Raw genomic sequence first — 20200 nt, forward strand, 5'->3', positions numbered from 1 at the left:
GCCGCATGCCGATGAATGCCACAACACCACGGGCGCGCGATCTGGTCCTGGCCGGGATCAAGGCTTTGAAGACCTGCGTTCTTTCGCTACGTTCGCCTGCAATCAAAAAAGGGAGCGCATCGTGAGTGGAGACAAGAAAATCGCCTGGGTCACCGGCGGCGGCACCGGCATCGGCAAGGCAGGTGCTGCGGCATTGCTCGCCGATGGCTGGACGGTGATTATTTCCGGCCGCCGCGCCGAAATGCTGAAGGAAGTGACCGACGAACTCGGCACCGGCGGCAAGCCGATCGAGGCGATGGCGCTGGACGTCAGCAAATCGGCCGATGTGACAAAGGTGGCGGAAGCAATTCTCGCCAGGCACGGCCGCATCGATCTGCTGGTCAATAGCGCCGGCGTCAACGTGCCGAAGCGTAGCTGGGAGGACCTCTCGCTGGACGGCTGGGACCAGCTGGTCGACATCAACCTCAACGGCGTCATGTATTGCATGCGCGCGGTGTTGCCGGCGATGCGCGCGCAGAAGGACGGCTGCATCATCAACGTCGCCTCGTGGGCGGGCCGCCACGTCTCCAAGATGACCGGGCCGGCCTACACCGCGACCAAGCATGCGGTGCTGGCGCTGACCCACTCCTTCAACATGGACGAATGCGTCAACGGGCTGCGTGCCTGCTGCCTGTCGCCCGGCGAGGTCGCCACACCGATCATGCTGAAGCGTCCGGTGCCGCCCAGCGAAGAAGTGATGGCGCGGATGCTGCAACCTGCCGATCTCGGCAAGACCATCGCCTTCATCGCCGGCATGCCTGCGCATGTCTGCGTCAACGAAGTGCTGATCAGCCCGACCTGGAACCGCGGATTTATCGGCGGGATGTAGCCCCTGGTCTTGACGTCTCCGCGCTCGTCGCGAGGAAACGTCAGGAGCGCGGCTTCGGCGTGAACGGTCCCGGCGGTGCGGCGCTCATCAGCGAAACGCAGATCAGCGCCGCGATGGCGAACCACACCGTCAGCCAGAAGCCGTCGATATAGGCCAGCGTATTGGCCTCGCGGGCGACCCGCGACGCCAGCGTGCCGACGCTGCGCGCCTGCGCCAGGCCGGCGCCGTGGCTCGCGAAGCGGCTGGTCAGTTGCGCGAGGATGCCGGTGACGTCGGCGTCGCCGGTCGCGATGTGCTGGCCCAGCAGGTTAGAATAGAGCTGCTCCCGCACCCGCAGCCAGGTGCTCATCAGAGCGATGCCGATCTCGGCGCCGCCGAGGCGCATCACCTGGATATAGGCGGCGAAGGCGGTGGCGCGCGACGGATCGGAATTCGACAGCGCGATGATCACGATGGGCAGCAGCGTGAAGGATTGCCCGAGCGACTGCAGCAGCACTATCGGGATGAAGTCGCCGAGCGCCCAGTCATGAGTGAGCCGGGTCCCAAGGAGGCCGGCGATGGCGAAGGCCGACAAGCCGATGATCAACGGCCAGCGCACGTCGAAGTATCGCACCAGCGTGATCGAAAGCGGCAGCAGCACGATCATCGGCGCGACGCCATAGAGGAGAAACAACATCCCCGACTGCTCAGGCCGCAATTGCGCGATGACGACAAGAAAGTTCGGCGCCAGCGAGGAATTCGACAGGCTGGTCAGCGTGTATAAAAGGATTGTCGCCAGCGCGAGGCCGATGTTGCGCGACAGGATCACCTCGGCATGGGCCCAGGGCCGCCGCACCAGCGACTCGTTGATGAAGAACCCGACCACCAGAGCCGCGCCGCCGAACAGCAGCGCCACGACGGTGCCTGACCCGAGCCAGTCCAGCCGGTTGCCCTGGTCAAGCCCGGCATAGACCATTGCCATGCCCGCGCCGAGCAGCAGCATGCCGCCCCAGTCGGCCTCATCCAGCACGAAGGTGTTGACCGGCTCGCGCGGCGTGCCGAGCCAGACGAACAGGCCCATCAGCGGCGCGATGATGACATCCTGCCAGAACATCCATTGCCAGCCGAGGTGCTCGACATAGAAGCCGACCAGCGAAATGCCGGAGTTGAGCGTGAAGCCGACGCGGATCGAATAGATCGCGATCGCCGGCAGCCACCAGAACATCGGCAGGTTGCGAAAGATGATCAGCAGGGTGGCCGGCACGAAGGTGCCGAGCAGCAGTCCATGGATGACGTTGAGTACCAGCAGCGTGGTGTAGTCGTGCGTGAGCGGGATCAGCAGCGAGATCACCGCATAGACCAAGCTCGGAAAGCCCAGCACCCGGCGCAATCCGAACACCGTGGCCATCCAGGCCACCGCGGGGGCGATGAAGATCTGCGACGCCGTCGCCGCAGTCGAGAGCCAGGCGCCCTCGTCGAAGCTCAGCGAGAGTGCGCCACGGATGTCCGGCAGCCCGACCGAAAAGATGCGGGTGTCGAAGTTGGCCAGGAACGAGCCGAGCAACACCGCGCCTACCGCGAAGATCGGGCGGTGCGAGACGCCGCCGGTGGAGACCGGGCCGCTCTCGATGACCTTACTTGGTGCCATGGATCGCATCCCCGCGCGTGGCAACGGCGGGCTGGTCGGTGTGGATGCGCGCGGTGACCGACATGCCCGGGAGCAGCCGTTGCTGCAGCTGCTGGCCGGGATCGAGTTCGATGCGGACCGGCACGCGCTGCACGACTTTCGTGAAGTTGCCGGTTGCGTTGTCCGGCGGCAACAGCGCGAATTGCGATCCCGAGGCCGGCGAGATCCGCTCGACCCGGCCGCGCAGCGGCTGGTCGGAGAAGGTATCGACGATGATATCGACCGGCTGGCCGGGCTGCACCCGCGTCAGCTGCGTCTCCTTGTAATTCGCGATCACATAGACGTTCGGCAGCGGCACCACGCTGATCAGGCTCGAGCCGATATTGACGTAGTCGCCCGCCTGCACCTGACGCTCCCCGACGACGCCGTCGAACGGCGCGACGATCCTGGTATAGCCGAGCCGCAATTTGGCGGCATCGAGCGCGGCCCTGGCGCCGAGCAGATCCGCGGCGCGCTGCTGCTTGGTGCCGGCGAGCACTTCGAGCTGATGGCGCTGCGCGGCGATGATCGCGGCACTGGCCTTCACATCAGCCTGCGCCTTGGCATAGGCGGCCACCGCCTGCTCGAACTTCTGCCGCGTGCCGGCTTCGGTCCGGGTCAGCGACTGCTGGCGCTCCTGCTCTTGCCGCGCCTCGACCTCAAGCGCCTGCGCCGACACCCGCTGCGCCTCGGCCTGGGCGATGGTGGCATATTGCAGCTCGACCTGATTGGCGAGGTTGTCCAGCGCCGCCTGGGCGGCGGCGACGGCGGCCTGCGCCTGCGCCACCTGGGCCTCGTAATCGGCGGGATCGATCTGCACCAGCAGGTCGCCGGCCTTGACGCGCTGGAAATCCCGAACGGGCACCGCCAGCACCGCGCCCGCCACCCGGCTGCTCAGCCGTGTCGTCTCGGCACGGATATAGGCGTCGTTGGTCGACTGCACCGCCATGCCGCCGATCCAGATATCCCAGCGCAGGGTCGCGACAACGATGAAGGTCACCGCCGCCGCCAGTGCCACCAGCGGAATCGCCAGCCGGCGCCAGGTCTGCTGCGCTGGCGTTAACGCCGGATTCTGGTTTTGGTCAGCCTGAGACATCGGGTCCGTCCTCGTATCGATGGAGGCAGACTGCCTTTGTCCCCGGCCTCTCGCAAGATTCGTATCGCAGGTTTTGGCGCCAGCGAGCCGGACCGCAACCGGGCTGGAAGGAAACAGCGACGTCGACGTTGCCGTGTCGTTGCTCCTGCCGCCTATGCCCCCGATTTCAGCTGCGCCGGATCAATCGGCAATTTACGCAGGCGCTTGCCTGTCAGGTTGAAGATCGCATTGACCACGGCCGGCGCAATCGTCGCGGTGCCGGGTTCGCCGATGCCGCCGGGTTCCTCATGGCTGTCGATTAGATGGACTTCGATGACCGGCACTTCATTGATGCGCATCGCCTGATAGGTGTCGAAATTTCCCTGCTCGACGCGACCGTTCTTCAGGGTGATTTCGCCATACAGCGCGGCGGTCAACCCGAACAGGATGCCGCCCTCCATCTGTGCCTTGATGGTGTCCGGGTTGATCATCTGCCCGCAATCGACGGCGCAGACCACGCGCTCGACCCTGACCTGACCGTCCTTCCCCACCGAAACCTCGGCGACCTGGGCGATATAGCTGCCGAAGCCGAACACGACGCTGACGCCGCGGCCCCGGCCGGCCGGCATCGGCTTGCCCCAGCCCGCCTTGTCGGCGGCGAGGTCGAGCACCGCTTTGGCGCGCGGGGCCTTGTCGAGCAGCGCCCGGCGGTAGGCGACCGGATCCTGTTTGGCGGTCGCCGCCAGCTCATCGACAAAGCCTTCAACCATGAAGGCATTGTGCGTGGTGCCGACACCGCGCCACCAGCCGGTTGTGAGCCCGGCCGGCGGCTCCTGCCGGACATAATCGACCAGCAGGTTATCGAAGCCGTAGGGGCCGGAGCCGGCCTCCACCGCATCGGAATCGAGACCATCCTTGAAGAAGGGCGGTGCCCAGCGCGCCAGGATCGACGAGCCGACGACACGATGGTTGAAGGCCACAGGTCTGCCGCTGGCGTCGAGACCGGCGCTCAGCGTGTCGTAGTAGTAGGGACGGTAGATGTCGTGCTGGATGTCCTCCTCGCGGGTCCAGATCACCTTGACGGGATAGTCGACCTGCTTGGCGATCTGCACCGCCTGGGTGATCCCGTCGACATCGAGACGGCGCCCGAAACCGCCGCCGAGCAGATGGTTGTGTACCTTGACCTTGTCGAGCGGCAGGCCGGTGACCGCAGCGGCCGTCGCCTGCGCGCGCGAAACCACCTGGGTGCCAACCCAGACGTCGCAGCCATCCTTGCGCACATGCACGGTGCAATTCATCGGCTCCATTGCCGCATGAGCCAGCAACGGCATCTGGTAGACCGCGTCCATTTTCGTTGCGGCGCCGGCAATCGCCTTGGCGACATCGCCCTGCTTCACCGCCACCACGCCGTCCCTGTCCGAAGCATCCTTGAGCTGCTGCACCAGGTCGGCGCTGGAGAACTGTGCACTAGCCCCCTCGTCCCAGGTGATCACCAGCGCTTCCAGCCCCTTCTTCGCTGCCCCCATGTGGTCGGCAATCACCGCCACCGCATTATCGAGCTTGACGATTTGGCGCACGCCCTTGATCGCCATGGCCTTGCTGTCGTCGACGCTGCCGAGTTTGCCGCCAATCACCGGACACGCCGCGACAGTGGCGACCTTCATGCCGGGCACCTTGGTATCGATGCCGTATTCCGCCGTCCCGTTGACCTTGCCGGCGCTGTCGAGGCGCTTCGCCGGCGTGCCGATCAGCGTAAAATCCTTTTGGGTTTTCAGCGGGACATCTGCAGGAACCGGCAGCTTGGCGGCGGCATCGACCAGTCTGCCATAGGCTAGCTTGCGTCCGGTGGGCGTATGGATCACCTCGCCCTTGACGGCGCGACAGGTGGCAGGATCGACCTTCCACTCTGCCGCCGCGGCCTGGATCAGCATGGCTCGCGCGGTAGCGCCGGCCATCCGCAGCGGCTTCCAGAACCCCCGTACCGAGGTCGAACCGCCAGTAACCTGGAAGCCGATCAGGGGTTGACGTACAGTTTGTCGTCCGGCGGCGCGTGCTCGAGCCTGACCTTCGCCAGTTCGACTTCAAGTTCTTCGACAATCAGCATCGGCATCGAGGTGTAAGTGCCCTGCCCCATCTCGACCTGGGCCATCACCAGCGTGACTTGGCCGTCGCGGTCGATCCGCACGAAGGCATTGGGCGCGAAGGCGGCCGCGTCGGCGGCATCGGCGCGGCCGGGCCATCCGGGCATGCTGATACTGAGCAACAGCCCGCCTCCGGCGGCCGCACCCGCCGTGAGCACGGTGCGGCGCGACAGCACGCGCGGCATCCTGGGTTCAGAAATGGCGTCGCGATCGATCAATTTGTCGAACATGGTGTCAGCCCTTCTGCCCGTTGGTCGCGGGTGCCGCCGCGGCATGCTTGATGGCTTCGCGGATCCGGACATAGGTGCCGCAACGACAGATGTTGCCCGCCATGGCATCGTCGATATCGCTGTCTTTCGGGCTGGGATTGCTCGCCAGCAAGGCCGTTGCCGACATGATCTGGCCGGACTGGCAATAGCCGCATTGCACCACCTCAAGATCGAGCCAGGCCTTCTGGATCCGGGCGCCGGCCGGCGTCTGGCCGATGGCCTCAATGGTGGTGATCCTGGAGTCGCCGACGCTGTCGATCGGCGTGACGCAGGAGCGGACGGCGCTGCCGTCCTGGTGCACGGTGCAGGCGCCGCACAGGGCCTCACCGCAGCCGAACTTGGTCCCGGTCATGCCGAGTACGTCGCGCAGCACCCAGAGCAGAGGCGTGTCGCTGTCGACGTCGACCGAATGGCTCACGCCATTGATATTGATACTATAGGCCATGACGATCTCCAGACACAGGCGTACGACTCGCGGTCGCAGCAAGGAGTTACCGGCAGTCGGGGCGCGACAGCCGGGCGAATGGAATGATGAAGACAATATCATACGTCCGCTCACGGCTTCTCGCAATCGCCGATAGCGCGCAAAATGCATTTCACGCGAGAACGGTAGACCGGGTCATTCACAAAGTTGCGACAAGCCCGATCCGGCGCCGGACTCTATTGCGAGGCCGGACGATCGCTGCTCGGGGTCGGTCAATCGCCGGCCGCAGCGTCGACTCCGTCTTCGGATCCCACCTGACCGTTGCGGGCTGCCGGAAATGCCTCTAGACCAGCCGGCATGGACGCCATCTTCCTCGACCTCGACGGCACGCTGACCGACCCCAAAGTCGGCATCACCCGCTCCATCCAGCACGCGCTCGCCGCCCTCGATCAACCAGTCCCCGCCGAGCAGGATCTGCTGTGGTGCATCGGCCCGCCGCTGATCACCAGTTTCCGCACCATGCTCGGCGACGAAGCCCGTGCGGCACGCGCGGTGACGCTGTATCGCGAACGGTTCTCCGACATCGGCCTCTACGAAAACAAGCTCTATGACGGCATCCACGAACTGCTGACAGGGCTGAAGGCGGCCGGGCCCCGGCTGTTCGTCGCCACCAGCAAGGCCCACGTGTTCGCCAGCCGCATCATCGAGCATTTCGGCCTGGCCGGCTATTTCGAGCATGTCTACGGCGCCGAGCTCGACGGCACCCGAGGCGAAAAGACGGCGCTGCTGCACTACGCGCTCGACCAGCGCGGTCTCGCCGGGAATCGCGCAGTCATGGTCGGCGACCGCAGCTTCGACATGATCGGCGCCCGCAACAACGCCATGACCCCGGTCGGCGTTCTCTATGGTTACGGCAACGAGCAGGAACTGCGCGGGGCCGGCGCCGCCCACGTCTGCGTGACGCCGCAGGCGGTGGGCGTACGTCTCGCCGGACTGCTCGGCGCGACAAAAATCGCCTGAGCCGTCCGGCCAGCGCGCTCACCAACCCCGGCGGGCCTCAGCCGGTAGCGCCTGCCTTTTGGCCAGCGGCGCGCGCCATCCGATCAGGCCTGGGCGAAGCTGCGAAATTGCACGCCCATAGTTTAACCAGCACCCTCACAATTGCTGGGCATTTTTCGGGATGCCTTCGCGCGTCGCGCGTACCCCGCCGGGGCCGATCGGCATCAAATGTACCTTTATGCGGGCTTGATTGATCCGCGCAGGCCAGCCATGCTCATGGCGGACATCTCAGATTCAGCGTGATCCAAAGGAGAACACCATGGGCTATAAACATGCGACCGGCATTCTGATCGCCGCCGCGCTCTGCGCAGGACCGGCTTCGGCGCAGGAGCTGACCGGGACATTGAAGAAAATCAAGGACAGTGGCGCGATCACCATCGGGTTCCGTGACTCCTCGGTGCCGTTCTCCTATCTGGACGACAACCAGAAGCCGGTCGGCTTCGCCATGGACATCTGCTACAAGATCGTGGATGCCGTGAAGAAAGAGCTGAAGAACGACAAGATCGAAGTCAAGCTCAACCCGGTGACCTCGGCCACCCGCATTCCGCTGATCGCCAACGGTACCGTCGACCTCGAATGTGGTTCGACCACCAACAACGTCGACCGCCAGAAGCAGGTCTCCTTCACCAACACCCACTTCCTGACCGCCAGCCGCTTCGTCTCGAAGAAGTCCAGCAAGATCAACTCGATCGACGATCTCAAGGGCAAGTCGGTGGTCTCCACCTCCGGCACCACCAACATCAAGCAGCTCACTGAAGCCAACGCCGCGCGCAACCTCGGCATCAACGTGATTGCCGCCAAGGACCATGCCGAAGCGTTCCTGATGGTCGAGACCGACCGCGCCGTCGCCTTCGTCATGGACGACATCCTGCTCGCCAGCCTCGCCGCCGGCTCCAAGGATCCGTCGGGCTACGTCATCTCCAAGGATGCGTTCTCCAAGCCCGAGCCCTACGGCATCATGCTGCGCAAGGACGACGCGGCTTTCAAGAAGGTCGCCGACGACGCCACCGCCGCTCTCTACAAGAGCGCCGACGGCAAGAAGCTGTATGACAAGTGGTTCATGTCGGCGATCCCGCCGAAGGGCCTGAACCTCAACGTGCCGATGGGCGCCGAGCAGGCCAAGGCCTTCGCGAAGCCGTCGGATTCGGCCGATCCTGACGCCTACACCAACTAAGCAAGGACGACACGAGGCTCATGCGATGGCCCGGCCATTGCATGAGCCTTTTGCCAACAGGCGTGGGGCGGGGGTAAATTCGTGAACTATCACTGGAATTGGGGCATCTTCTGGGAGCAGACGCCGGAGGCAACGGGCACCTACTTCAGCACGCTGATGAGCGGGCTTGGTGTCACAATCCTGCTTGCGCTGTGTGCCTGGACGATCGCCTTCGTGGTCGGCTCGCTGATCGGCATCATCCGCACCCTGCCCTCCAAATGGTCGGAACGGCTCGGCAACGCCTATATCGAGACCTTCCGCAATATCCCCTGCTGGTGCAGCTCTTCATCTGGTTCTTCGTCATTCCCGAACTGCTGCCGAAGGATCTCGGCACCTGGGTCAAGCAGTTGCGCAACGGCCCGTTCTATACGGCGGTCATCGGCATCGGCCTGTACATGTCATCCCGTGTGGCCACCCAGGTCAGCGCCGGCATCAATTCGCTGCCAAAAGGCCAGCGCATGGCCGGCACCGCGATCGGCCTCACCACCGTGCAGACCTATCGCTATATCCTGCTGCCGCTGGCCTATCGCATCATCTTCCCGCCGCTGACCTCCGAGTTTCTCAACACCATCAAGAACACCGCGGTGGCACTGACCATCGGCGTCATGGAACTGACCGCGCGGGCGCGCTCGATGCAGGAATTCTCGTTCCAGGTGTTCGAGGCCTTCACGGCCGCGACCGTGATCTACCTTGTCCTCAGCGCCGTGGTGACAATCGGGATGCGCTATGCGGAGAAGCGCCTCGTCATCCCCGGCTTTAACGGGGGAAGGCGTAATGTTCAGCGATTTCGATTTCAACGTCATCTGGCGCAGCCTGCCCTACCTGTTCGAGCAGGGCATGACCTTCACGCTGACGCTGACGGCGATAGCCACCGTCGGCGGACTGATCCTCGGCACGCTGGTCGCCTTGATGCGACTGTCGTCGAACGTCGCGCTGTCGACCTTTGCGGCGAGCTACGTCAACCTGATGCGCTCACTGCCGCTGGTGCTGGTGATCTTTCTGTTCTACTTCCTGATGCCCTATATCGGACAGTGGATATTGCGGGCCGACCAGCCGGTCCAGGTCGGCGCCTACACCTCGACCATCGTCACCTTCACACTGTTCGAGGCGGCGTATTTCTCCGAGATCATGCGCGCCGGCATCCAGTCGATCCCGCGCGGCCAGGTCATGGCCGGTTATGCCATCGGCCTGAACTACCGCGAGGTGATGCGCCACGTCGTGCTGCCGCAGGCCTTCCGCAACATGCTGCCGGTGATCTTCACCCAGACCATCGTGCTGTTCCAGGATACCTCGCTGGTCTACGTGCTGTCGATCACCGACTTCCTCGGCGCCGCCTCCAAGGTGGCGCAGCGCGACGGCCGCCTCACCGAAATGTACCTGTTCGCCGCGGTGGTCTATTTCGCGATCTGCTTCACCGCCTCGTTCTTCGTCAAGCGCCTGCAAAAGCGCATCAGCATCATCCGATAGCCGTGCCGTTCATTTCCGTGCCTCCAACATCCGGTCGATCCCCATGCCCATGATCACCATCGACAACGTCAGCAAATGGTACAATCCCACGTTCCAGGTACTGAAGCATTGCAGCACCACGGTGGACAAGGGCGAGGTCGTGGTGGTCTGCGGTCCGTCCGGTTCGGGGAAATCGACCCTCATCAAGACCGTGAATGCGCTGGAGCCGGTGCAGGAAGGCACCATCCTGGTCGACGGTCTCAACGTCACCACGATGAAGAAGGACCTGCCAAAGCTGCGCTCGCGCGTCGGCATGGTGTTCCAGCACTTCGAACTGTTTCCGCACCTGCGCATCGTCGAGAACCTGTGCCTCGGCCAGACCAAGGTCCTCGGCCGCTCCGAGGACGCCGCGCGCGCCAAGGCAATGAAGATGCTGGAGCGCGTCGGCCTCACCGCGCATGCGGAGAAATATCCCGGCCAGCTGTCCGGCGGTCAGCAGCAGCGCGTCGCCATCGCGCGGGCGCTGGTGATGGACCCGATCTGCATGCTGTTCGACGAGCCGACCTCGGCACTGGATCCGGAAATGATCAACGAGGTGCTCGACGTCATGGTCGAACTCGCCAAGGAAGGCATGACCATGATGGTGGTGACCCACGAGATGGGGTTCGCCAAGAAAGTCGCCAACCGCGTCATCTTCATGGATGCCGGCGAGATCGTCGAAGACGCCCAGAAGGACGACTTCTTCGGCCACCCGCGCAGCGATCGCGCGCAGCAGTTCCTGTCGAAGATCCTGGCGCATTAGTCAGTGGTTTCCTCCCCCGCGTCTTCCGCGGTGGGGAGGGTCGGCCGAACGAGACGATGCGCAGCATCGGTGAAGTGGAGGCCGGGGTGGGGGACCTCAAACGCTGACGTCCGTATTGCTGCCCCCACCCGACCGCGCTTCGCGCGGCCACCCTCCCGCCACGCGCAGCTTCGCTGCGCTTTGGGAGAGGAAGAAAGCGCCCTACCAGGTGGCCAGCACCGCGCCCTTGAACTTGGTGGCGATAAATTCCTTGATCTCCGGCGACTGATAGCTCTCCACCAGCGTCTTCACCCACGGCTTGTCCTTGTCGGCAATGCGCACCGCGATGACGTTGGCGTAGGGGCCCTTGGGATCTTCACGCAGCAGCGCGTCCTTGACCGGGTCGAGGCCGGACTGAGTGGCGTAGTTGGTGTTGACGCCCGCGGCATCGACGTCGTCGAGGGTACGCGGGGTCTGCGCGGCATCGATCTCGATGATCTTCAGCTTCTTCGGGTTCTCGGTGATGTCGAGCATGGTCGGCTTGAAGCCGACGCCGTCCTTCAGCTTGATGACGCCCTTGTCGCGCAACAGCAGCAGCACGCGGCCGCCATTGGTCGGGTCATTGGGGATCGCCAGCGAGGCGCCGGTCTTGATCTCGTCCCAGTTCTTCACCTTCTTCGAATAGATGCCCATCGGGAAGTTCACGGTGCCGCCGACGGATACGATCTTGTACTTGCGGTCGGCGATCTGGTTATCGAGATAGGGCTGGTGCTGGAACGAATTGGCCTGCAGGTCGCCGGCCTCCAGCGCCGCGTTCGGCACCACATAGTCGGAGAATTCGACGACCTGGATGTCGAGGTCCTTCTTGGCGGCGACCGCCTTCACGGCCTCCATGATCTGGGCATGCGGCCCGGCGGTGACACCGACCTTGATGGTCTCGGCATGGGCAGCGGTCGTCAGCGCAAGGGCTGCGACGACCGAGAGAGCGAGAGAGCGTAGCGACATATTCGGTTCCTGTGGTGGTGTTGAAGATTGATCGAAGCGGTTCAGTTCGTGTCCCGGACGCGACGCAGCGTGCAACGCTGCTTCGCAGATCCGGGACCGTACCGATCGCCGGCGTTTTTGACGGTCCCGGCTCAGCAGTGCGCTACGCCGCTAAGATGCGGCGCACTGCACTGCGTCCGGGACACGTCCCATAAGTGACCTCACGAATGACGGTTGCGCTTGTCGAGGCGGCGCGAGAGCCGGTCGCCGATGGTCTGCACGCCCTGCACCAGCACGATCAGCACGATGACCACGGTGGCCATCACCTCCGGCATGAAGCGCTGGTAGCCATAGCGGATGCCGAGATCGCCAAGCCCGCCGCCGCCGACCGCGCCGACCATCGCGGAGTAGCCGATCAGGCTGACCGTGGCGAGCGTCAGCGCCAGCGTCACCGCCGGCAGGGCTTCCGGCAGCAGCACCTTCTGCACGATCTGCAGCGGACTGGCGCCAAAGGCGCGCGCGGCTTCGACCAGGCCCTGGTCGACTTCGCGGATCGCGCCCTCGATGACGCGGGCAATGAAGGGAATTGCGGCGATGGTCAGCGGCACCACCGCGGCGCTGGTGCCGATCGAGGTGCCGGCGATCAGCCGCGTCAGCGGCACGATGGCCACCACCAGGATGATGAACGGCGTCGAGCGCGTGGCGTTGACCACGAGGCCGAGCAGACGATTGACCATCGGCGCCGGGAACAGTTCGTTGGCGCGGCTGGTGGCGAGAAAGATGCCGAGCGGCAGGCCGACCAGCGTGCCGAAGGTGCCGGCCAGCGCCACCATGGTCAGGGTGTCCAGGGTCGACCAGGCAATCAGCGACAACAGTTCAGGCGACATAGCCAAGGTGCTCCACTTTGTTGCGGGTGCTGGTCAGCTCGGCCACCAGCTTCGCCAACAATTCGGGCTCGGCGGCGACGGATGCGATCAGCGTGCCGAACGGATGGTCGGCGACATATTCGATCTGGCCATGCATGATGTTGAAATCGACGTTGTAGGCGCGTGTCAGCCGCGACAGCACCGGCTCGTCGGCGTCCGCGCCGGTGAAGGCGATGCGGATCACCGCCTGCATGCCGGGCGCATAGGCCGGCAGCAGCTTGGCCTGCAGCCATTCCGGCACGTTGCCGCCGGTGACCTCGCCGACGAAGCGCCTGGTGGTCTCGTGGTGCGGATTGGCAAAGATCTCGTAGGTGGTCCCCTGCTCGACGATGCGGCCGCCTTCCATCACGGCGACATGGTCGGCGAGCTTCTTCACCACCGACATTTCGTGAGTGATGAACAGGATGGTCAGGTTGAGCTCGGCGTTGATCTGCTTGAGCAGCGCCAGGATCTGGCTGGTAGTCTCCGGATCCAGCGCCGACGTCGCCTCGTCCGACAGCAGCACTTTCGGCTTGGTGGCCAGCGCGCGGGCAATGCCGACGCGCTGCTTCTGGCCGCCGGACAGTTCGGCCGGATAGCGGTCGCGCTTGTCGGCGAGGCCGACCATGTCGAGCAAGGGGTTGACGATGCCCGGGATGTCGCGACGCGCCACGCCGGCGATTTCCAGCGGCAGCGCGATATTGTCGAAGGCGGTGCGCGACGACAGCAGGTTGAAATGCTGGAAGATCATGCCGATCGAACGCCGCGCCTTGCGCAGGCTGCGCTCGTCGAGCGCGCCGATGTCGAGGCCGTCGACATTGACGCGGCCGGAGGTCGGCAGTTCGAGGCCGTTGATCAGCCGGATCAGCGTCGACTTGCCGGCGCCGCTTCGCCCGATCACGCCGACGATGGCGCCTTCAGGCACTTTAAGGTCGATGCTATCCACCGCCCGCACCTCGGCAGAGCCCGATCGCGCCGGGAATATCTTGCTGACGCCATCGAAGGAAATGATGGCGCGCCCCTGCGGGTCGATGATGGGCACGGGCGCTCCGGTAGGCTTGGATAAGGGAGCGTTCATAGGAGATCAGTTCTGCGCGAATGGAAAGGCGGCGATGTGAGGATTTTTGGTCCGCAACGACGGCGAACCCGCGCAACCTACGGATTTTGCCAGCTAATTCAATGGCGTCGCCAAGAAAACCACAACCGCCTCCCAGGCTGTTCCGCTAGGGGACAGAAATGCCGGATTCGGCCTCATGGCAGCACGGCTGGCCTCCGCTCAGGCTTGCTCCAGGAGCTTGAGCGCCGCAGTGTAATCGCCGGCACGGGCGTCATCGATATAGGCCACCAGCAGCCGGTTGACCGCATCGGCGTCGAGCAGCCGGAGGTCCTGCGGATCGAGCCAGCCGTCGAAATAGCGATCGAGATAGCCGCGACGACCGTCCTGCTCACCGATCCAGACAGGACCCACCAGAGCGGCCGGGGCCGTCTCCCAGTAACAGAGGACCAACCGCCGCGTACGGGGATGGTGGCCAAGAATGCGCTTACCGTCGCGAGGGGCCTCGTTCATCGGCCGCAGAAGCTGACCGTATTCGCGTAACACCCGTTCGACGTGCATTTGATGATTCCATGGCGACGGCCCGAGCGAGCCGCCGTATCGCTAACTTCGTATTGAGCGATTGTTTCCCGCCGCAAATCCGGTGATCACGATGGCGCACCACGCATGAAAAAGCCCGGAGCGAAGCTCCGGGCTAGTTCGTGCTGCTGGCGGTTACCAGCCACGATAGTAGCGCGGCCCATAATAGGCATAGCGCGGGCGGTAGCCGTAACCATAGCCGTAATAATGCGGACGATAGTAACGGGGGCCGTAGTATCCGTAGCCGGGTCCGTATGCACCATAGGCGCCAGCGGCGAGCGCGCCCGCCGCCAGACCCAGACCGATGGCAGGACCAGGGCCCCATCCGCGACCGCGCGCCTCTGCCGGCGCAGTTGTCACCGCCGCCGCGCCTAGCGCTGCGACGGTCGCCAGAATGACTGCTGTTTTCTTCATCACATTTTCCTTTCTGTCCCTGCCCCGAATAACGCCGAAGAAATTCGCTGGTTGCGGGAGGAACCTGGATTCTTTGGGTTCCAAAACGTCGAACAACGGGGCGCGGACCGGCGGATGCAACTGGCCGCCATTGCACGTCGGCAGCCCCATGTAGGCAAATCCAACTGGTCTAAACACAAATAGAAAATGACTCCGCCGTCGGGTTCGTCGTAGCGTGGTTCCATGCCGGCCGAGGTCCCGCCGGCACCGGATATGCGCCTGGAGAAGACATGACACTTTCGCGTTTCGAGATCACCCGCCGCACCGCGCTGCTGACATCGGCGGCCATTGCTGCCAACGTCGCCAATCCTTTGCGGGCCTTCGCCCAGGAGACCCCACGCAAGGGTGGCGTGTTCAACGTCCATTACGGGGCCGAGCAGCGCCAGCTCAATCCCAGCATCCAGGCATCCACCGGGGTCTACATCATCGGCGGCAAGATCCAGGAGTCGCTGGTCGATCTGGGCGCCAACGGCCAGCCGGTCGGCGTTCTCGCGGAAAGCTGGGAAGCCACGCCCGACGGCAAGACCATCACCTTCAAGCTGCGCAAGGGTGTGACCTGGCACGACGGCAAGCCGTTCACTTCGGCCGATGTCGCCTTCACTGCCATGAACATGTGGAAGAAGATCCTCAATTACGGATCGACGCTGCAACTGTTTCTGACCGACGTCGAAACCCCCGACCCGCTCACGGCCATCTTCAAATACGAGCGGCCGATGCCGCTTGGCCTGCTGCTGCGCGCGTTGCCTGACCTTGGCTACGTCTCGGCCAAGCACCTCTATGAGTCCGGCGACATCCGCCAGAACCCGACCAACCTCGCACCGGTCGGCACCGGGCCGTTCAAGTTCGTCAAGTACGAGCGCGGCCAGTACATCATCGCCGACCGCAACGAGAACTACTGGCGGCCCAACGCGCCCTATCTCGACCGCATCACCTGGCGCGTCATCACCGACCGCGCGGCCGCCGCGGCGCAGATGGAGGCCGGCGACCTGCACTACAGCCCGTTCACCGGCCTGACGATTTCCGACACCGCGCGCCTCGGCAAGGACAAGCGCTTCGTCGTGTCCACCAAGGGCAACGAGGGCAACGCCCGTACCAATACCATCGAGTTCAACTTCCGCCGCAAGGAGCTGGCCGACATCCGCGTCCGCCGCGCCATCGCCCATGCGATCAACGTGCCGTTCTTCATCGAGAATTTTTTGGGCGATTTCGCCAAGCTCGGCACCGGGCCGATCCCGTCGGTGTCCACCGATTTCTATCCCGGCGCCGACACGCCGCAATATCCCTACGACAAGAAGAAGGCGATCGCGTTGCTCGACGAGGCCGGCTTCAAGCCCGGCGCCGGCGGAACCCGCTTCAGCCTGCGCCTGCTGCCGGCGCCATGGGGCGAGGACATCTCGCTGTGGGCCACCTTCATCCAGCAGTCGCTGGGCGAAGTGGGCGTCCAGGTCGAGGTCGTCCGCAACGACGGCGGCGGCTTTCTCAAGCAGGTCTATGACGACCACGCCTTCGATCTCGCCACCGGCTGGCACCAGTACCGTAACGACCCGGCCGTCTCGACCACCGTCTGGTATCGCTCCGGCCAGCCCAAGGGCGCGCCGTGGACCAACCAGTGGGGTTGGGAAGACGCAGCCATCGACAAGGTCATCGACGATGCCGCCACCGAAATCGATCCGGTCAAACGCAAGGCCCTCTATGCCGAGTTCGTCAAGCAGGCCAACACCGCATTGCCGGTGTGGATGCCGATCGAACAAATTTTCGTCACGGTGATTACCGCCAAGGCACGCAACCATTCCAACACGCCACGCTGGGGCTCCTCGAGCTGGCACGATCTGTGGCTATCGGCCTGACGCAAAGGCTGGCAAGATAGCCCGATGCGTATTCTGACTCTCGCGGGGCGGCGGCTCGCCGCCTCGATCCCGACCCTGTTCCTGATCCTGATCGGCGTGTTCCTGCTGCTGCAGTTCGCGCCGGGTGACACCGTCGATGCGATGATGGCCCAGATGGGCGGCGGCGACGCGGCCACCGCGCGCGAGTTGCGCAAATTCTATGGGCTCGACCTCTCGATCCCCATGCAGCTTGGCAATTATCTCTGGAAGCTGGTGCGCCTCGATCTCGGCTTCTCCTCGATCTACGGCAAGCCAGTCGCCACAGTCATTCTCGAACGTCTGCCGCCGACGCTGCTGCTGATGACTGCCTCGCTGTCCTTTGCCTTCTTCTTCGGGCTGGTGCTCGGCGTCATCGCCGCGCGCGGCTTCAACAAATGGCCGGACACCCTGATCTCTACCCTCGGCCTGATCTTCTATGCCACGCCGTCGTTCTGGTTCGGGCTGATGGCCATCGTGGTATTCTCGATCTATCTGCAATGGCTGCCGGCCGGCGGCTTCGAGGACATCGGCGCGGTACAGACCGGGCTGTGGCGCACACTCGACATCGCGCGCCACCTGGTGCTGCCGACGCTGACGCTTGGGCTGATCTTCCTCGCCATTTATCTGCGCATCATGCGCGCCTCGATGCTGGAGGTGCTGAACCTCGATTTCGTCCGCACCGCGCGCGCCAAGGGGCTCGACGAGACCCGCGTGGTGATCCGCCACGTGCTGCGCAATGCCTTGCTGCCGATGGTCACGCTGATCGGCATCCAGGCAGGCACCATGCTCGGCGGCTCGGTCGTCGTCGAAAGCGTGTTCTCGCTCCCTGGACTTGGTCGCCTCGCTTATGAATCCGTGGTGCAGCGCGACCTCAATACGCTGCTCGGCATCGTCTTCGTCTCAGCCCTGCTGGTGATCGTGGTGAACTTCTTCGTCGATCTGCTCTATGCGCGGCTCGATCCGCGCATCACGGCCGAGGGCTGAGCCATGGACGCCGTGAAACGCTATTGCCGCAGTCCCTCCGCTCTGGTCGGCCTCGTGCTGCTGCTGCTGGTGATCGCCATGGCGATCTCCGCAGGCTGGCTGTATCCGCGCGATCCGCTGGCGCTGGCCGGCCGGCCGCTGATCTGGCCGTTCTCCAATCCGCGCTTCCTGCTCGGCACCGACAATTCCGGCCGCGACATCGCGGCCCAGCTGTTCTACGGCGCGCGCATTTCGTTGCTGATCGGCGTGGTCGCAACCGCCATCGCGGTGGTCATCGGCGTGCTGATCGGCGCCTTCGCCGGCTATTACGGCGGCTGGGTCGATACCGTTCTGATGCGCATCACCGAGGCGTTCCAGACGCTGCCGAATTTCGTGCTGCTGCTGGTGCTGGTCGCGGTGTTCGGCTCGACGCTGACCACGGTGACCATCGCCGTCGGCATCGTGTCGTGGCCGGCGCCGGCGCGGCTGACCCGGGCCGAATTCCTGTCGCTGCGCAACCGCGAATTCGTCCAGGCTGGCCGCACGCTCGGCATGAAGGACATCCAGCTCATCCTCGGCGAGATCCTGCCCAACGCGCTGCCGCCGGTGATCGTCTATGCCAGCGTGGTGATGGCGGTGGCGATCCTGCTGGAAAGCGCGCTGGCCTTCCTGCGGCTGTCCGATCCCAACGTCGCCTCCTGGGGCAATTTGATCGGGCTCGGCCGCGACGTGCTGCGCGTGCAGTGGTACGTCTCGGCGATCCCCGGCATTGCCATCCTGGTCACCGTGCTGGCGGTGTCGCTGGTCGGCCAGGGCCTCAACGACGCGCTTAATCCAAGGCTCAAGGGACGATGACCGAGACTTCCACCGCGGTCCTGCGGCTCGAGAACCTGAGCGTCAGACTTCCCGATGGCGCGGACCGGACCCACGCGCTGGCGGGCGTCTCACTGGCCATCGCCGCCGATGAGATTCTCTGCGTGGTCGGCGAGTCCGGCTCCGGCAAATCGATGATGGCAAATGCCATCATGCGACTGCTGCCCGGCGGCGTCAGCATCGATGGTGGCCGCGCGCTGTTCGAGGGCATCGACCTCGCTTCGGCGAGCATCAACGACCTGCGCAAGGTGCGCGGCGCCGGCATCGCGATGGTGTTCCAGGAGCCGATGACGGCGCTCAATCCGCTGCGCACCATCGGCGACCAGATCGGCGAGATGTTCTCGATCCACACAGACCTGTCGAAGGCCGACATTCGCGCCCGCGTGCAGGCGCTGCTCGAAGACGTGCGCATTCCCGATCCCAAAGCGGCAGCGCGGGCCTATCCCCATGAGCTGTCGGGCGGGCAACGCCAGCGCGCCATGATCGCCATGGCGCTGGCGCTCGATCCGAAACTGCTGATCGCCGACGAGCCGACCACCGCGCTCGACGTCACCACGCAGGCGCAGATTCTCAAGCTGATCCGCGAATTGCAGCAACGCCGCAGGACCGCGGTGCTGTTCATCACGCATGATTTCGGCGTGGTGGCGGAGATCGCCGACCGCGTGGCGGTCATGCAGCACGGGTCGATCGTCGAACAGGGCAGCGTCCGCGACGTCCTGCTGAAACCGCAACATGCCTATACCAAGCAACTGCTCGCCGCGGTGCCGCCGCTGACCGCGCCACCGCCGCGGACGTTGTCCGAGGACATGGTGCTGACCATCGACAACGTGTCGAAAACCTATCGCACCGGCGGCTTTCTCGGCCGCGGCGCGCGCGTGACTCATGCGGTGAAGAACGTCTCTCTGCAACTGCCGCGCGGCGCCACGCTGGGCATCGTCGGCGAATCCGGCTCCGGCAAATCCACCCTCGCCCGCTGCCTCGTCCGCCTCATCGATCCCGATGCCGGATCGATCATGGCCGACGGCAAGGACTGGGCGACGATGACCAAGGAAAACGTGAGGCGCGAGACGCGGCACATCCAGATGGTGTTCCAGGACCCGTTCGCCTCGCTCAATCCGCGCCGCAAGGCCGGCGAGCTGGTGGCGCAGGGGCCGATCATCCACGGCACGCCGCGCGCCAAGGCACTGGCCGACGCCCGCGAACTGTTCGCGCTGGTCGGCCTCGATCCCGCCGCCAGCGATCGTTTTCCGCACGAGTTCTCCGGCGGCCAGCGCCAGCGCATCGGCCTCGCCCGCGCGCTCGCCTTGCAACCTGCAATTCTGGTGGCTGACGAAGCGGTATCGGCGCTCGACGTCTCCGTGCAGGCCCAGGTGCTCAAGCTGCTGGCCGAACTGCGCCAGCGCCTCGGCCTGTCCATCGTGTTCATCACCCACGACCTGCGCGTCGCAGCGCAGATCTGCGATCTCGTCGCGGTGATGAAGGACGGCGAGGTGGTGGAGCATGGCCTCGCCGGCGATGTGCTGGGACGGCCGCAGCATCCCTACACGAAGGCGCTGATCGCCTCGATCCCGGGCGGCAACTTCGAGCGTGCGAGGCCGTAGCC

At 64.6% G+C, this 20200-nt stretch carries 17 protein-coding genes and 2 pseudogenes; 10 read left to right on the top strand and 9 right to left on the bottom strand.

Annotated features, from left to right (window positions below; all coding sequences use genetic code 11):
• Window positions 1-121: 121 nt before the first annotated feature.
• Entirely contained in the window at window positions 122-868 is a 747-nt protein-coding gene (locus ONR75_RS23475; RefSeq protein ID WP_265079358.1) for an SDR family oxidoreductase, read from the top strand.
• A 40-nt stretch (window positions 869-908) separates the two neighbouring features.
• On the opposite strand, the gene ONR75_RS23480 is transcribed toward ONR75_RS23475, so the two are convergent.
• The 4 genes and pseudogenes from ONR75_RS23480 to ONR75_RS23495 form a co-directional block, all read right to left on the bottom strand.
• The gene (locus ONR75_RS23480; RefSeq protein ID WP_265079359.1) at window positions 909-2495 is read right to left on the bottom strand and encodes an MFS transporter; all 1587 of its coding nucleotides are present in this window, start codon (window positions 2493-2495) and stop codon (window positions 909-911) included.
• On the bottom strand, window positions 2482-3609 hold the full coding sequence (locus tag ONR75_RS23485; protein ID WP_265079360.1) for an HlyD family secretion protein: 1128 nt from the start codon (window positions 3607-3609) through the stop codon (window positions 2482-2484). Before ONR75_RS23485 ends, ONR75_RS23480 begins: the two co-directional genes overlap by 14 nt.
• A gap of 152 nt (window positions 3610-3761) precedes the next feature.
• A pseudogene (locus tag ONR75_RS23490) lies at window positions 3762-5914 on the bottom strand (molybdopterin cofactor-binding domain-containing protein).
• 49 nt (window positions 5915-5963) lie between these two features.
• Window positions 5964-6443: a (2Fe-2S)-binding protein gene (locus ONR75_RS23495; RefSeq protein WP_265079361.1), complete on the bottom strand. Its 480-nt coding sequence runs from the start codon at window positions 6441-6443 to the stop codon at window positions 5964-5966.
• Between the two features lie 336 nt (window positions 6444-6779).
• Here ONR75_RS23495 and ONR75_RS23500 point away from each other — a divergent pair, with 336 nt between their 5' ends.
• The 5 genes and pseudogenes from ONR75_RS23500 (at window position 6780) to ONR75_RS23520 (ending at window position 10942) form a co-directional block, all read left to right on the top strand.
• Entirely contained in the window at window positions 6780-7442 is a 663-nt protein-coding gene (locus tag ONR75_RS23500) for an HAD family hydrolase (RefSeq protein ID WP_265079362.1), read from the top strand.
• Window positions 7443-7740: 298 nt separating this feature from the next.
• Window positions 7741-8655, top strand: coding sequence for an amino acid ABC transporter substrate-binding protein (locus tag ONR75_RS23505; RefSeq protein ID WP_265079363.1), 915 nt, complete (start codon window positions 7741-7743; stop codon window positions 8653-8655).
• 81 nt (window positions 8656-8736) lie between these two features.
• Window positions 8737-9464 (top strand): annotated as a pseudogene (locus tag ONR75_RS23510) (amino acid ABC transporter permease); the annotation flags it as partial.
• A 4-nt stretch (window positions 9465-9468) separates the two neighbouring features.
• Window positions 9469-10161 carry an amino acid ABC transporter permease gene (locus tag ONR75_RS23515; RefSeq protein ID WP_265079364.1) on the top strand — a complete coding sequence of 231 codons (693 nt, stop codon included), beginning with the start codon at window positions 9469-9471 and terminating at the stop codon, window positions 10159-10161.
• 49 nt (window positions 10162-10210) lie between these two features.
• On the top strand, window positions 10211-10942 hold the full coding sequence (locus tag ONR75_RS23520) for an amino acid ABC transporter ATP-binding protein (protein WP_265083776.1): 732 nt from the start codon (window positions 10211-10213) through the stop codon (window positions 10940-10942).
• 201 nt (window positions 10943-11143) lie between these two features.
• Here the strand turns inward: ONR75_RS23520 and ONR75_RS23525 are convergent, their stop codons facing one another.
• From ONR75_RS23525 to ONR75_RS23545, 5 genes are all read right to left on the bottom strand, one after another.
• Entirely contained in the window at window positions 11144-11926 is a 783-nt protein-coding gene (locus ONR75_RS23525) for a MetQ/NlpA family ABC transporter substrate-binding protein (protein ID WP_265079365.1), read from the bottom strand.
• Window positions 11927-12126: 200 nt separating this feature from the next.
• Complete coding sequence (locus ONR75_RS23530) at window positions 12127-12792, bottom strand: methionine ABC transporter permease (RefSeq protein WP_265079366.1); 666 nt, start codon at window positions 12790-12792, stop codon at window positions 12127-12129.
• Window positions 12782-13888, bottom strand: a complete 1107-nt coding sequence (locus ONR75_RS23535) for a methionine ABC transporter ATP-binding protein (protein WP_413776380.1) — start codon at window positions 13886-13888, stop codon at window positions 12782-12784. The genes ONR75_RS23530 and ONR75_RS23535 overlap by 11 nt, the downstream gene beginning before the upstream one ends.
• A gap of 198 nt (window positions 13889-14086) precedes the next feature.
• Window positions 14087-14425 (bottom strand): hypothetical protein, encoded by a 339-nt coding sequence (locus ONR75_RS23540; protein ID WP_265079368.1) that lies wholly within the window; start codon window positions 14423-14425, stop codon window positions 14087-14089.
• Between the two features lie 153 nt (window positions 14426-14578).
• Entirely contained in the window at window positions 14579-14857 is a 279-nt protein-coding gene (locus ONR75_RS23545) for a hypothetical protein (protein ID WP_265079369.1), read from the bottom strand.
• A 269-nt stretch (window positions 14858-15126) separates the two neighbouring features.
• Between ONR75_RS23545 and ONR75_RS23550 the strand changes: the two genes are divergently transcribed.
• The 4 genes from ONR75_RS23550 to ONR75_RS23565 are packed head-to-tail and all read left to right on the top strand — an operon-like array spanning window position 15127 to window position 20198.
• Complete coding sequence (locus ONR75_RS23550; protein ID WP_265079370.1) at window positions 15127-16743, top strand: ABC transporter substrate-binding protein; 1617 nt, start codon at window positions 15127-15129, stop codon at window positions 16741-16743.
• Between the two features lie 24 nt (window positions 16744-16767).
• Window positions 16768-17745, top strand: coding sequence for an ABC transporter permease (locus ONR75_RS23555; protein ID WP_265079371.1), 978 nt, complete (start codon window positions 16768-16770; stop codon window positions 17743-17745).
• A gap of 3 nt (window positions 17746-17748) precedes the next feature.
• Entirely contained in the window at window positions 17749-18579 is an 831-nt protein-coding gene (locus ONR75_RS23560; protein WP_265079372.1) for an ABC transporter permease, read from the top strand.
• Window positions 18576-20198 (top strand): ABC transporter ATP-binding protein, encoded by a 1623-nt coding sequence (locus ONR75_RS23565; protein ID WP_265079373.1) that lies wholly within the window; start codon window positions 18576-18578, stop codon window positions 20196-20198. Before ONR75_RS23560 ends, ONR75_RS23565 begins: the two co-directional genes overlap by 4 nt.
• Window positions 20199-20200 lie beyond the last annotated feature (2 nt).

Source organism: Rhodopseudomonas sp. P2A-2r (assembly GCF_026015985.1).
Lineage (GTDB): Bacteria > Pseudomonadota > Alphaproteobacteria > Rhizobiales > Xanthobacteraceae > Tardiphaga.